Genomic DNA, 12,568 nt, shown 5'->3' on the forward strand with positions numbered 1-12,568 from the left:
GCCTCGATCTGGCGGGCCACCTCGCGCTGCACGCCGACGACGGCGACCCGGTCGAGGACGACGAGCACGATCCCGAGCAGGAGGACCGACACCAGCAGCTTCCGCATCGTGATCCTCCGGGGGGAGCCTGAGTTGTGATCCAGACTAGCCCCCGGCAAAGGGGGGCAAAACCTCCACTACGGCACCTTCAGGGAGGTCCACCAGGTTGGGATCACGGGTTCCGGCCGGATCCCCGTTGACCAGAAACGAACACCGCACCACGACCCTGGCCAGATCCGGATTTTTTGTGATTTTGGTTACAAGTTCTCCCAAATTTTCCGCGTCAAAAATCTCCTCGGCGACCCCCGCCGCCTCCTTCGCCGCAGCCCAGTAACGAACGGTTCCCCTTGCCATACGCCACTCCCGTCACAAAACCCGTCACCCAAGGTAAGCAAAGGATTACGGTGATTCTCCACGTGAAGCGTTGTTCACACGGTGGACTCACATTGGACGCAAACATGCTGTGGGCTAATCTACGGACAACGGGACCTGGGCGACGAAGCCCCCGGGTCCCTACGTGTTTTGTACGGCGATTCGCCAACCGGCGGTCTCCGTGAACGATACGCGGATGGAGGAGGCGAGCCTGTGAACATGCACAGCGCGGTGCTCAGCTGGCGCGCTCTGCCGTGTGGCGAGGAGGCCCCTTGAGTAACCTGCTTCTGCTGACCAATGCCCTGGAACCCTCGGCCGAGGTGTTGCCCGCACTCGGGCTGCTGCTGCACTCGGTCCGGGTCGCGCCCGCCGAGGGCTCGGCGCTCATCGACGTGCCACCGGCCGACGCGATCCTGGTCGACGCCCGGCGCGAGCTGGTCCAGGCCAAGAGCCTGTGCCGGCTGCTCAGGACCACCGGAGTCGACTGCCCGCTCATGGTCATCGTGACCGAGGGCGGCCTGGCGGCCATGACGGCCGAGTGGGGCGCGGACGACGTCATCCTGGACAGCGCCGGTCCCGCCGAAGTCGAGGCCCGGCTCCGGATGGCGGTCGGCCGCCTGTCCATGGCCGCCGCCGACGAGGTCCCCGACGAGATCCGCAGCGGCGACCTGGCCATCGACGAGGCCACCTACACCGCCCGCCTGCGCGGCCGTGCCCTGGACCTCACGTTCAAGGAGTTCGAGCTGCTCAAGTACCTCGCGCAGCACCCCGGCCGGGTCTTCACCCGGGCCCAGCTACTGCAGGAGGTCTGGGGTTACGACTACTTCGGCGGCACCCGCACGGTGGACGTCCACGTCCGCCGCCTGCGCGCCAAGCTCGGCGCCGAGTACGAGTCCCTGATCGGGACCGTGCGCAACGTCGGCTACCGGTTCGTACCGGACCGGGGCGGCGAGCACGCCGAACTGCCCGAGGTCGCCCGGCGTTAGACCAGCGATAGCCCCCCGGACGCGCGGGTCCGGGGGGCTATCGGCATGCCTGCACACCGCGTTCGCCGGGTGCGTCCCGGCATCGGCCACGTCATTGGGGCCGATGCCGGGAGTAGCGGTCTTACGGGATCACAGTGATGTGGTTGGCCACCGGAGGCGCCACCGGCGAGTGCGCGCCCAGGTAGGCGGCGAACGCGTCGATGTCGAGCGGGCCGCTCCACAGGTCGGTGCCGTCCCGGAAGGCGAGGAAGGCGTCACCGCCGCCGACCAGGAAGTTGTTGGCGGCCACCCGGATGCTCTGGGCGGGGGTCACCGCGACGCCGTCGATCTTGATGTTGGAGACCCGCGAACCCCACGCGCCGCTCGCGCTGTAGGTGTAGGTGAAGTTCGACGACGGCTGCAGGATCTTGGTGAAGGCCTGGTTGTTCGGGCCGCCCACCCACTGCTGCTCCAGCACCGTCTTCAGCTGCGCGCCGGTCAGCGTGACCACCTGCATGAGGTTGTTGAACGGCTGCACCGCGAACGCCTCGCCGTAGGTGACCACGCCGTCGCCCTCATTGGCGGGCGAGTTGGCGAAGGTGATGCCCTGGCGGATGCCGCCCGGGTTCATCAGCGCGATCTGCGCGTTGCCGCCGGTCCTGGAGCCTTCCAGCTGGGCGTCCGCGATCAGGTTGCCGAGCGGGATCTCGCCGGACGGGGTGGCCGCGTTGGGCAGGTCGCCGGTGATGCTGCCGATCGGCTTGTTGGCCACTCCGGCGCTCCGCGCCTTCCACAGGTCGACGAAGGCGACGGTCTCCGGGTCAGGGGTGACCGTACGGCGCACCACGTGGTTGTCCACGGCCACCGAGGAGCGCACGATGTCGCCGCTGTCCTTGCTGATCTGGAAGTCGATCTGGGTCAGCACCCGGCCGAACGAGGAGCCCTGCGTGTAGTAGCGCTGCTGGCCGTCGGGGGCGGTGGCCTTGCAGATGTAAGCCTGGTGCGAGTGGCCGCTGATGATCAGGTCGATCTCGGAGTCGACACCGGTCGCGATGCGCGAGCCGAGGCCCGGGATGACCGGGCAGGCGTCCGGGCTCTGGTTCGGGGTGACCTGGTCACCCTCGTGCACCAGCACCACCTGGGCCTTGATGCCCTTCTGGGTGAGCAGCCTGGAGGTCGCGTTCGCGGCGGCGACCTCCTCGGTGAACTCCAGGCCGGCGATGCCGGAGGAGGTCACGATCGACGGGGTGGTCTGGGTGACCAGGCCGATGAAGCCGACCTTCTCGCCGTTGATCCGCTCGACGTAGTACGGCGCCAGCGCGGTCTTGTTCTTCTTCGTCTCGATGACGTTGGCGGCGATGAACTCGAAGTCAGAGCCCTTCCACTTGCCGGCGGGGGAACACCCGTCGACCGGGTGGCACTTGCCCTCCATGATGCGCTCGAGCTCGTCGAACCCCTCGTCGAACTCGTGGTTGCCGGCGCTGGAGGTGGCGAGCTCCAGGTTGTCCAGGAACTGGATCGTCGGCTCGTCGTGGTAGGCGGCGGAGATCAGCGGCGACGCGCCGATCAGGTCGCCCGCCGCGACCAGCACGGTGTCCCTGTTCCTGAACTGCTTGACGTAGGTGGCGAGGTAGGCGGCGCCGCCCACCCCGTCGATGATGGTCCCGGTCTCGTCGGCGATGCGGCCGCTCGACCCGGTCGGGGGCTCCAGGTTGCCGTGCAGGTCGTTGATCGAAAGCACCCGGATCGGAATGAGCTTGTCTGGTCTGTCCTTGTGCGAGGCGGTCGCGCCCGCGGGGTTGATCATGAGCGTTAAAGCGCCCGCCACGGCGGCTGCGGCCACAGCGAATCGTTTGCGAGAAGCAGGGGTCATGTTCACTGAGCGTAGAGAACCGATCTGGCCATCCAATGTCCCAAAGGTAACGATTCCCAGGGATACCTCCTGGCGGGAGTTGCCAACACGTGCGCCGTAGAGTGCCAATCATGAACGCGCACGTGTTGATCCGGGAACGGTTGGGCGACGACGAGGTAACTTCCGTGCTGGGCTTGGTCGAAGCCGCCGCGGAAGCCGACGGGGTCCGCCCGTTGAACGAGCACGTGATGCTCCACCTCCGCTACGGCGGCGACACCGGGGCGAAGTCCTTTCTGCTGTACGCGGAGGACGGCCTGGCCGGCTTCGCTCACCTCGACCCGACCGACCCCGTCGAAGGCCCCAGCGGCGAGCTGGTGATCTCCCCGCCCCACCGGCGACGCGGCTTCGGGCGCCGGCTGCTCGACGCCGTGCTGATCGAGAGCATCCGGCTCGCGGCGGAACGGTCGCTGCCCGCCATTCCCGGCGGCGGGCGGTTGCGCCTGTGGGCGCATGGCGACCATCCCGGCGCGTCCCGGCTGGCGGCTTCCGCCGGATTCACCCGGGTGCGGTCGTTGTGGCAGATGCGGCGTTCGCTGTACGCCGAGATGGGGGCGGCCGTGCTCCCGGAGGGCGTACAGATCCGGGCTTTTGTACCCGGCAAGGACGAGGCGGCCTGGCTCACGGTCAACGCCCGCGCGTTCGCCCACCACCCCGAGCAGGGCTCGTGGACCCTCGACGACCTCGACCAGCGGGAGAAGGAGCCCTGGTTCGACCCCGCCGGATTCTTCCTGGCATTCCGTGACTCGAAGCTGGTCGGCTTCCACTGGACGAAGATCCACGGCGCCGACGGCCACGGCCACGACGCCATCGGCGAGGTGTACGTGGTCGGCGTCGACCCCGACGAGCAGGGCTCCGGCCTAGGCAAGGCCCTCACGCTCACAGGCCTCGCGCATCTGCGCGCCCGCGGGCTCTCCCAGGTCATGCTTTATGTGGACGAGGAGAACCCGGTCGCGATCCGGGTGTACGAATCGCTGGGCTTCAGCCGCTGGGACACGGACGTGATGTACGCGGACTATTCCACCGCGCCCTGGCGTGGGGCCCCTGCCTGAGGCTCCTACTCCACCGCCCAGTGGAGGGCGAAGTAGCACAACGCGGCCACCAGCGCCGACGCAGGGATGGTAAGAATCCACGCCGTGATGATGTTGCCCGCCACCCCCCAGCGGACCGCGGAGCGGCGCTTGGTCGCGCCCACGCCCATGATCGCGCTGGTGATGGTGTGCGTGGTCGAGATCGGCGCGCCGAACCCGATCGCCGCCGTGTAGAGCACGGTCGCGGCGGCCGATTCAGCCGCGAACCCCCGGGGCGGGTCGAGCGCGATGATCCGGCGGCCCAGCGTCCGCATGATCCGCCACCCACCGGCGTACGTGCCCGCCGAGATCGCCCCAGCGGCGGCCAGGATCACCCATTGCGGGATCTCCTCACCGTTGGTCGCGTACCCACCCACGACCAGCGCCAGGAAGATGACGCCCATCGTCTTCTGCGCGTCCTGCAACCCGTGCCCGAGCGCCATCGCGGCGGCCGACACGGTCTGCGCATACCGGAATCCCTTGCCCGTCTTATGCGGATTGCTCTTGCGGAAGATCCACAAAATCGCGATCATGATCACCGCGGCGAGCGTGAACCCGACCAGCGGGGAGAGGATCATCGGGATGACGACCTTGTCCAGCACCCCGTCCCAGTGCACGCCCACGCCGGCCACCAGCGCGGACCCGACCAACCCGCCGATCAGCGCGTGACTGCTGGACGAGGGCAACCCGAAGTACCACGTGATGAGATTCCAGGTGATCGCCCCGACCAGCCCCGCGCCCACGACCACCAGCCCGTGCGCGCCGTCCGGCGGATCGATGATCCCCTTGCCGACGGTCGAGGCCACCTGCGTACCCAGATGCGCCCCGATGAAGTTCATCACCGCGGCCATCAGCAACGCCGCCCGCGGCGTCAGCGCCCGCGTCGAAACCGACGTCGCGATCGCGTTCGCGGCGTCGTGGAACCCGTTCGTGTAGTCGAACGCCAGGGCGATTACCACAACCCCGATGACAAGTGCCAGCTCCACTTAACTTTCCTTGACCGCGATCGACTCGACCGTGTTCGCGACACTCTCGAACGCGTCCGCCGCCGACTCCAGCTGGTCGATGACCTCTTTCATCTTCAACACGGTCAGCGCGTCGTACTCGCCGCCGAAAAGCTTGGCCAGTAACCGCCGGTAGACCTGGTCGGCCTGGTTCTCCAGCCGGTTGATCTCGATCCAGTATTCGTTCAGGTTCTTCATCGACCGCAGCCGAGGCATCGCCTCCGCGGTCAGCTCGGCGGCCCGCTCCAGCACCTCGACCTGCCGCACGACCTCCTTCGGGAGGTGATCGATCTGATACAGCACTATGAGGTCGGCAGCCGCCTCCATGAAGTCCATCACGTCATCGAGATTCGACGCGAGCCGGTAGATGTCCTCGCGGTCGAACGGCGTGATGAAACTCTCATTGAGCCGGTTCATGATTGCGTGAGTACGCTCGTCGCCCGCGTGTTCGCAGGCGCGCATCTTCTCGGCCAGGGCCTCCCGGTCCGAGCCGTCGCTGATGATCTCAACCAGCAGGCGTGATGCGGTGACGAGGTTGTTCGCCGAGTCAGCGAACAAGTCGTAGTAGCTGTCCTCACGGGGTGTGAGACGCAGGCGCACGGTGGATCTCCAGATGTGCGGGGACGGTCCGCAGAGAAGAGTACGGCAACCAGCCGGAATGCGAACTTAAGGGTGCGCATACCTAGATGTCACGAACTCTTACCCTTGGGGTTGCCCTGTGGCCTTGTGCTGACACGTGAGGCGTATCTAAGGGCGAGGGCGGGTTATGGAGAGTTCATGTGCTGTTCATTAAATGTTCATACTTTTGTGCGGTGGAAGCTCATGAAGGAGCGGCTGGGGGTTGGGCCGCGCTGACCCTGGTATCTGGAACCGTACTTGGCGCTGCCGTACGGGAAGTCGGCGGGGGAACTCAGCCGGAACATGCACAGCTGCCCGATCTTCATGCCGGGCCAGAGCTTGATGGGCAGGGTGGCCATGTTGGAGAGTTCCAGGGTGACGTGGCCCTCGAAGCCGGGATCGATGAAGCCCGCCGTCGAGTGGGTCAGCAACCCGAGCCTGCCGAGGCTGCTCTTCCCCTCCAGCCGGCTGGCGATGTCGTCCGGCAGGCTGATCACCTCGTAGGTGCTCGCGAGCACGAACTCCCCCGGATGCAGGATGAACGGTTCGTCGCCGTCCGGCACGACTTCGCGGGTCAGGTCGGGTTGCTCGACGGCGGGGTCGATGTGGGGGTAACGGTGGTTCTCGAACACCCGGAAGTAGCGGTCGAGCCGGACGTCGACGCTGGAGGGCTGGATCATCTCCGGGTCGTACGGATCCAGCTTGACCCGCCCCGACTCGATCTCAGCCCGAAGATCACGATCAGAAAGCAGCACCGTGCGACTCTATCCGGCACCGCTCCCAGGAACCGAAGTTCACCCCCACAGCCCCTACTCTCCCGCCCCATCCAACGCCCGGACCGCAACACGACCCCGCCGAATCCGCTACAGTTGGACCGCGGTCGTCCTCTGAGACCACCACCGCGGGTGTAGTTCAATGGCAGAACATCAGCTTCCCAAGCTGACAGCGCGGGTTCGATTCCCGTCACCCGCTCCACAAGCGTAAGCCCAGGTCATCCGATGGATTTCGGAGCCCGGGCTTCGACCTTTCTCACGCTCGTAGACAAGCGGGCAACCATCCGCACACCAGGCGACGAGCATTCCTCAAGCCCGCTCACCCGGCCACAGCAACTAACATGCTGAGCCCTTTTCATCCTGAGTAGCCCTTGGCCTCGATGGTGTGCAGCACCCTGACGGCCTGCACGATCGCGGTGATGCGATGCGGGCAGCACCGCACTTTCGCCAGGATCTTCCACGCTTTCAACGTCGCGACGGCGCGTTCGCCCACCGCGCGGATCCTGGCGTGCGCACGATTGACGGCCTTCTGATGCCGCGAGAGGCGAGGCCGATGGCGGTGCCGCTTGAACGGAGTGCGGATCGTGCCGCCGGCGCCTTGGTAGCCCTTATCGGCGAAGACCTTCACCTTCCCGCTTGTGAGCGCCTGGATCAGGCCGGCTGTCCTGGCTGCGGTCAGATCATGAGTACGGCCGGGCAGCGCGGGCGAGGCCCACACCAGCCGACCGCCCGGGTCGGCCAGGACCTGGACGTTCACGCCATGGCGATGATGCTTTCCGGAGTAGTACGGCCGTTGGTCGGCGACCCGGTCGATGGGGATCAGGGTGCCGTCCAGGATCGCGTAGGCCAGCCGGGAGGCCCGGGCCACCGCGGCGTGCAGGTCGTCGGCGAGGTGGGCGAGAAGGCCGATGCCTTCCTGGGCGTAGCGCCAGGCGGTGGTGGTGCCGATTGCGAATCCAGCAGCCAGCTCGGCGTAGGTGTCGCCGTTGCGCCATGACCAGTAACGCCTGCCGGCCGGGGGTCAGCTTGCGCCTCGCGTGCCGCTGGCAGTGCGGTGGCGGCGGATGATTGCGGCGTGGTACGTCAGGGTCCGGCGTGACAATGGCAGAGCGGCACGGTAGAACAGCACACGAAGCTCCTGGAAATGGTGTTGCTCTTGGTCGACAACCCATCTACCAGGGGCTTCGCTATTTGTGATCAAGACATGCGATCTGCAACAGTGCTGTGACCAGCGCCTTCAGGTTGGAAAAGGCTCGCTAATTAGCATGACGTGCACGCCCGCGAACTCCTGCCCCTGGCAGAGCATGCCGTCAGCATCGCCCGGGAATTTCCTACCGAACTTCTCCCGAACCATCACCGCCAATGGCGACCGCGACATGGTCACCGAAGTCGTCCATGCCATCGAACAAGCCTTCCGCGACTTCCTCGCCTGCGAAACACCCGAGATCGGCTTCCTCAGCGGAGAGGAGGTCTCGGTCGGTGACGCTCGAGCCGCCGCCGTACTACGCGCCCACTGCACCTAACCCACTCGCTGACCAACGGCCCACCGCACACGATCTCCGCGAGCGACATTCGTCAGAAATTCTCCCCAGTCAGCGGCCCCCTTGCTAAAGCAGCCCGCAGGGGCTCAATCTCTGCCAACAACGATCGGCCGCCATCAGCCTCCTCCCATAGCTGCCAGAGCTCGGAATCCTCACCTAGGACCCGATCAAGCGCACGCAGCGCGAGCGGCACAAAGTCATCGGAAGGCTCGATCCTGCCGCCCGCGAGCAGGAAATCCGGCGCGTATGTCGAGGTGACCGGCGGACCACCGCAGCGTTCAGCCCCAACGATGGCTATCGCCGCCATGGCTTCGCACCCCTCACTCGCATCCAAGTAGTCCGCGGGCTCCGCTGCGCGGAGCAATGCCTGCTGGACCATGGCCGCCCGATCTTCCGGATTGGCATCATCAAGGTGCCCGCACCAGTCGGCGGCTGTGTCATTGTCGAAAGGACCGCTCCCCAGGCGCCCATGTCGCTCACTCCTCATCTAAAGGATCACGTGAGAACACGGGATCAACCTACAGACCGGGACTGACATCTCCGGCGGGCATTCCGGCTTCAGGATGATCACCAAGGATGATCAGCCTGCCGGGATCAGCGCTCCTGCTGCTCCATCATGCTCTTCCTTGCGCGCGCAGCTCAGATCTTGATGACGATGAGGCGTCCGCCGCACAGGGCAGCGAGGTAATCAGGGTTGGAGTGAGAACCGTGACGGGGCCAGGGGCAGCATGGGCGGTGGCGCCGAGCATGCATCGATGGCGTGCTTGTGCGCATGCAGGCCGACGTCGAACAGAAGTGTGGCGGCGTGACGGGCAATCGGCTCAGTGACCGGCTCGACGACAAGGCGGGACAGCGTCCACTGCAAGGCCGAGCGGTTGACGCGGGATGGATCGCTTCGACGAGAGCAGGGGGGAAGGTGACGAGGCGGATGTCGTCGGCACGAGCGAGGGACAGCCATACGGTGGCCGTGCGGTCGCGCAGGTTCACTGGCCTAAGGCGAGTGAACTCGATCTGGATTGGTTGGTTTACACGAGACCGGGTTGCTCGGTGCCGAATAGCTACTTCTCCACCTTGGCCTTCTTCTTTCGTCCACGATGCGGCGGCTTGAGTACCAACGATCGAGCGCTTCCGCCTGGAGGCTCATCGAGCCTAATGCCGCTGCGTGCCAGCAGCGCCACGATGTTATGAACTGAGTCTTGAAGCTGCCTGGTCTCGCTTCCGGTGAGCACAGCCGCAGGTGGGCTTGAAGATGCCGTCGCCGCGGCCTCCAGTCCGACCTTTCGGAGCCATGCGCTTAGCTTCATCCCCACTGCCTCGGCCGCTGCGACCAACACGCCAAGGTCATCTGGACTGACCCTCACCGAAACCACGCGATCAAGAGCAGTTCGTGTGGAGTCTATCGCTATCTGTTCACGATTGTCGTAGAACCACTGACCACGCTCCGCCTCGTCCATTGCGGAAATGTCCTGTGCGGTCGGCTCATCCTCGGCCACGATCATCTTCTCCCTTTTGGCGTGTCATAAGCAGTTATTGGCCTGGCGATCTCTAATTCGTACTCGCCCCAGTCACGCAGCTTGGTCACGGGATAGAGCACTACCACAGTGACCCGCCGCCCTTCGTCGGTCGACCCCACCAAAAGGTAGTGGTCAGGGATCGCTTCTCCGTCCCTGTTGCGCGACTGCTGGACATCGGGCTCGTTACGAACGACCTGCTCGATCTCATCCCGTGTGACTCCATGCCGTTGGGCATGATCAAGATTTGCCTCATCCCAGTCCAGCGGCAGCTCGACGATCGGATACGGCTTGCTCATCCACAACCCTTCATGTCATACAGACTACCCAATCGATGTCATACAAAACAGTCTACGCGCCTTGGGTATCCACCCACCACGGCTGTCGTTCGACGATCTTCAAGCCAGATCGGTGACCGCTTGACCAGTGACGACGCCGACAACGGGCGACTTCTGAAACACGAAGTTGATCGCGTGCCAGATCCATGCCAGAAGGGGTGGGAAACCTCAGTCGCTTCCGTGCCAGATGCGTGCCAGAACAGGTGGGGAAGCGAGGCGACTCATGGGGACTCACGGTCAACAGACCTGTCTTGACCTGTATCACTGTTTCCCCAGCTCAGGGCCCCAAGATCAGTAGATGATTCCCAAGCTGACAGCGCGGGTTCGATTCCCGTCACCCGCTCTCATGCTAAAGGCCCAGGTCCGGGACATGATACCGAACATGGGCCCTGATCGCTCTCGGCTCAGAACGCCACATGAGGTTGGCGCGAGAGCCCTCCTCATCCGCTTGGAGGAGCGGTTCAGCCCATCCGCATCATCAAGTTCTGGGGCGAGATGCCTAGGTCGGCGACAAGGGTGATACCCGTGTGCCGCAGGTCATGGAGTACGGGTACGAACGCTGAGCAGCCTCATCTGCGTGATTCCCTGGGGGGAGCCGGGCTGCCTCTTGATGAGAGAGGTTACAGAGCCAAGGCGCGCTGTAGCGCCCGGCCGACGTCCACCATTGTGGGCATCGAGAGCGCCCCTAAATCGGCGACTATCTGGTCTCGGTACAGGGGGCCGAGGTCGTCGCAGTTGACGTAGCCGGTGAGAGGGTCACCAGGGCGCAGGGCGGCCCAGGATGGCAGATCGCGGCGAGTGGTGGTGATCCGCGCGACCAGACAATCATCGATGGCGTTGTTGCGAGCATTATTGGAGACCACGAGCCATGGCTTGAGCCCGAAACCGAGATCGGCTCGATAGACCCGGCCGCGGACGGGGATGATGTTGGGAGCAGCGTTCACGCTCGCTTTCCACCATCCATCACGTTGCCGCGGTCCCAGCCACGGCGGGCGGTGCGGTAATCGCGGTCCTCGTCATCCATCTCGGCCGCCCACGCCGCATATCCGGTGGTTGCCACCTGCTGAGTGACGGCATCCCGTCCTGCACGGACCAACGCGGCGAGGATTTCTGCGTCTGAAGCGCCGGCGTCCAGTTCCTGACCGGTGAGCTGCGCCAGGGCCTGGCGCTCGGGGCTGACGGGAGCGTGCATGCGCTCGAGAGTGGTGACATCCTCGGGTCCCATCGGGACACTTTTGCGAACACTCATGTAGCCAAGTGTACAGCAGTAGATGCATCGAAGGATGCTGCAAACAATGCTGCATCACTATAGGAACGTCGAAACGCCCTCGCCGAAGGCATTCACATCCGCCACCTGCTGCGCTTGCATGAGAGGCCAGGTCAGCGAGGTGGTGGCGGGCCGTGCCGTCCATCAGGCCGGGGGTTGATCGTCGTGCCTGCTACGGGCACAGATCCAGTCAACCTCGTCTCGGATGCCGGTCGTGACGCGCACCTCGTGCCAAACCTTGGATGCCCTCAGTCAGGGCAATCGATCGCGTGCCAGATCCGTGCCAGAACAGGCGGGACACCAAGGTCATTCACGGGACGTGCGGGCAGTCGACCCGCCCTGGCCTGCACCCCCGTCTCCCCAGCTCAGGACCCCAAGATCAGTAGATGCTTCGCAAGCTGACAGCGCGGGTTCGATTCCCGTCACCCGCTCTCATTGCGAAGGCCCAGGTCAACCGATGGATTCGGAACCTGGGCTTTGATCTTGTTTGGGCTATTTGATCTTCGTGTGCCATTAACGTGCCATTAGCTCAGTGGATCACCCAGCTGGAACCAGGACCCCGAGTGGATCATCGTCATCCCTGTGCCCCATCCGCGCCATCAGATCCTTGCGCCCGGCCCCCGACTCCGTCGTGGTCATGTTTCCGGTGCGACGCAGATACACGCAGGTGAAGCCCCACGGCACCGATCGCCCGGACGGACTCCATCTAGGTCTAGGCGCTCACCTTCTTGAAGCCACTCCGCCGCATCGTAGGTCTGGAGGTGTTCGCGCAGTGCGGGAAGAACCGCCTGTGGGATACCTACCGTGCGCTTGCCGACCGGACATGCGGCCTGGGGGCCGGTCCCAGCCGACGGCGACTCGGGGCGGTCGAACACCCCCTGCGATCTGCCCATTTGTCACGCTCATTGATACTTAACCGCCGGTAACCCCGAAACTGTCAATGACAGGAGTTCACTCCCCTCAGGAAACTAAGTCCGCAGCGCGCGCCGCACCCCCTGGACGATCACAACGTTGCGGGAGAGCAACCAAGATGAATTTCTTGAAGGTGAGAGAGCCGAAGCAGCAGTCAACGCCCGATCTCGACAAGCCAGAGAAGCTTCCTACGCGCTGGGTGATCATTGCCGCGATCGCAATAGCGCTGGGTCTCCTGGTCGGGAGCGA

At 64.9% G+C, this 12,568-nt stretch carries 13 protein-coding genes, 1 tRNA gene and 1 pseudogene; 4 read left to right on the forward strand and 11 right to left on the reverse strand.

Annotated features, from left to right (window positions below; all coding sequences use genetic code 11):
* Positions 1 to 144: 144 nt before the first annotated feature.
* Positions 145 to 393 (reverse strand): MoaD/ThiS family protein, encoded by a 249-nt coding sequence (locus Acor_RS32805; protein WP_155340660.1) that lies wholly within the window; start codon positions 391 to 393, stop codon positions 145 to 147.
* Between the two features lie 290 nt (positions 394 to 683).
* Here Acor_RS32805 and Acor_RS32810 point away from each other — a divergent pair, with 290 nt between their 5' ends.
* Positions 684 to 1,397 (forward strand): winged helix-turn-helix transcriptional regulator, encoded by a 714-nt coding sequence (locus tag Acor_RS32810; protein ID WP_155340661.1) that lies wholly within the window; start codon positions 684 to 686, stop codon positions 1,395 to 1,397.
* A 121-nt stretch (positions 1,398 to 1,518) separates the two neighbouring features.
* Here Acor_RS32810 and Acor_RS32815 read toward each other — a convergent pair whose 3' ends face one another.
* Entirely contained in the window at positions 1,519 to 3,249 is a 1,731-nt protein-coding gene (locus Acor_RS32815) for a bifunctional metallophosphatase/5'-nucleotidase (RefSeq protein ID WP_155340662.1), read from the reverse strand.
* A 110-nt stretch (positions 3,250 to 3,359) separates the two neighbouring features.
* Here Acor_RS32815 and mshD point away from each other — a divergent pair, with 110 nt between their 5' ends.
* Positions 3,360 to 4,337, forward strand: coding sequence for a mycothiol synthase (gene mshD, locus Acor_RS32820; RefSeq protein WP_155340663.1), 978 nt, complete (start codon positions 3,360 to 3,362; stop codon positions 4,335 to 4,337).
* Positions 4,338 to 4,342: 5 nt separating this feature from the next.
* Here the strand turns inward: mshD and Acor_RS32825 are convergent, their stop codons facing one another.
* The 3 genes from Acor_RS32825 to dcd all read right to left on the reverse strand — a co-directional run bounded on the left by Acor_RS32825 (position 4,343) and on the right by dcd (position 6,732).
* On the reverse strand, positions 4,343 to 5,341 hold the full coding sequence (locus tag Acor_RS32825; RefSeq protein ID WP_155340664.1) for an inorganic phosphate transporter: 999 nt from the start codon (positions 5,339 to 5,341) through the stop codon (positions 4,343 to 4,345).
* A complete protein-coding gene (locus Acor_RS32830) occupies positions 5,342 to 5,959 on the reverse strand; it encodes a DUF47 domain-containing protein (protein ID WP_155340665.1) in 618 nt (205 codons plus the stop codon).
* A 197-nt stretch (positions 5,960 to 6,156) separates the two neighbouring features.
* Positions 6,157 to 6,732: a dCTP deaminase gene (dcd, locus tag Acor_RS32835; protein WP_155340666.1), complete on the reverse strand. Its 576-nt coding sequence runs from the start codon at positions 6,730 to 6,732 to the stop codon at positions 6,157 to 6,159.
* Between the two features lie 146 nt (positions 6,733 to 6,878).
* Here dcd and Acor_RS32840 point away from each other — a divergent pair.
* Positions 6,879 to 6,952 (forward strand) — tRNA-Gly (locus Acor_RS32840).
* 153 nt (positions 6,953 to 7,105) lie between these two features.
* Here Acor_RS32840 and Acor_RS32845 read toward each other — a convergent pair.
* Positions 7,106 to 7,879: pseudogene (locus Acor_RS32845) on the reverse strand (transposase family protein).
* Positions 7,880 to 8,015: 136 nt separating this feature from the next.
* Here Acor_RS32845 and Acor_RS32850 point away from each other — a divergent pair.
* Entirely contained in the window at positions 8,016 to 8,273 is a 258-nt protein-coding gene (locus tag Acor_RS32850; protein ID WP_155340667.1) for a hypothetical protein, read from the forward strand.
* Between the two features lie 52 nt (positions 8,274 to 8,325).
* Here the strand turns inward: Acor_RS32850 and Acor_RS32855 are convergent, their stop codons facing one another.
* The 5 genes from Acor_RS32855 to Acor_RS32875 all read right to left on the reverse strand — a co-directional run bounded on the left by Acor_RS32855 (position 8,326) and on the right by Acor_RS32875 (position 11,389).
* Positions 8,326 to 8,778 carry a DUF4259 domain-containing protein gene (locus Acor_RS32855; protein WP_155340668.1) on the reverse strand — a complete coding sequence of 151 codons (453 nt, stop codon included), beginning with the start codon at positions 8,776 to 8,778 and terminating at the stop codon, positions 8,326 to 8,328.
* 571 nt (positions 8,779 to 9,349) lie between these two features.
* Positions 9,350 to 9,790: a plasmid mobilization protein gene (locus tag Acor_RS32860; RefSeq protein ID WP_155340669.1), complete on the reverse strand. Its 441-nt coding sequence runs from the start codon at positions 9,788 to 9,790 to the stop codon at positions 9,350 to 9,352.
* Complete coding sequence (locus Acor_RS32865; RefSeq protein ID WP_155340670.1) at positions 9,787 to 10,101, reverse strand: hypothetical protein; 315 nt, start codon at positions 10,099 to 10,101, stop codon at positions 9,787 to 9,789. Before Acor_RS32865 ends, Acor_RS32860 begins: the two co-directional genes overlap by 4 nt.
* A 659-nt stretch (positions 10,102 to 10,760) precedes the next feature.
* On the reverse strand, positions 10,761 to 11,084 hold the full coding sequence (locus Acor_RS32870; protein ID WP_246239462.1) for a type II toxin-antitoxin system PemK/MazF family toxin: 324 nt from the start codon (positions 11,082 to 11,084) through the stop codon (positions 10,761 to 10,763).
* A complete protein-coding gene (locus Acor_RS32875; RefSeq protein WP_155340671.1) occupies positions 11,081 to 11,389 on the reverse strand; it encodes a type 2 periplasmic-binding domain-containing protein in 309 nt (102 codons plus the stop codon). Before Acor_RS32875 ends, Acor_RS32870 begins: the two co-directional genes overlap by 4 nt.
* Between the last annotated feature and the right edge of the window lie 1,179 nt (positions 11,390 to 12,568).

It is taken from the genome of Acrocarpospora corrugata, from assembly GCF_009687845.1.
GTDB lineage: Bacteria > Actinomycetota > Actinomycetes > Streptosporangiales > Streptosporangiaceae > Acrocarpospora > Acrocarpospora corrugata.

Excerpts from the sequence above, each read along its gene's own strand:
- Acor_RS32805 (WP_155340660.1), bottom strand. The coding sequence starts at position 393 with ATGGCAAGGGGAACCGTTCGTTACTGGGCTGCGGCGAAGGAGGCGGCG.
- Acor_RS32815 (WP_155340662.1), bottom strand. The coding sequence starts at position 3,249 with ATGACCCCTGCTTCTCGCAAACGATTCGCTGTGGCCGCAGCCGCCGTG.
- mshD (WP_155340663.1), top strand. The coding sequence starts at position 3,360 with ATGAACGCGCACGTGTTGATCCGGGAACGGTTGGGCGACGACGAGGTA.
- Acor_RS32850 (WP_155340667.1), top strand. The coding sequence starts at position 8,016 with ATGACGTGCACGCCCGCGAACTCCTGCCCCTGGCAGAGCATGCCGTCA.
- Acor_RS32855 (WP_155340668.1), bottom strand. The coding sequence starts at position 8,778 with ATGAGGAGTGAGCGACATGGGCGCCTGGGGAGCGGTCCTTTCGACAAT.
- Acor_RS32860 (WP_155340669.1), bottom strand. The coding sequence starts at position 9,790 with ATGATCGTGGCCGAGGATGAGCCGACCGCACAGGACATTTCCGCAATG.
- Acor_RS32865 (WP_155340670.1), bottom strand. The coding sequence starts at position 10,101 with ATGAGCAAGCCGTATCCGATCGTCGAGCTGCCGCTGGACTGGGATGAG.
- Acor_RS32875 (WP_155340671.1), bottom strand. The coding sequence starts at position 11,389 with ATGAGTGTTCGCAAAAGTGTCCCGATGGGACCCGAGGATGTCACCACT.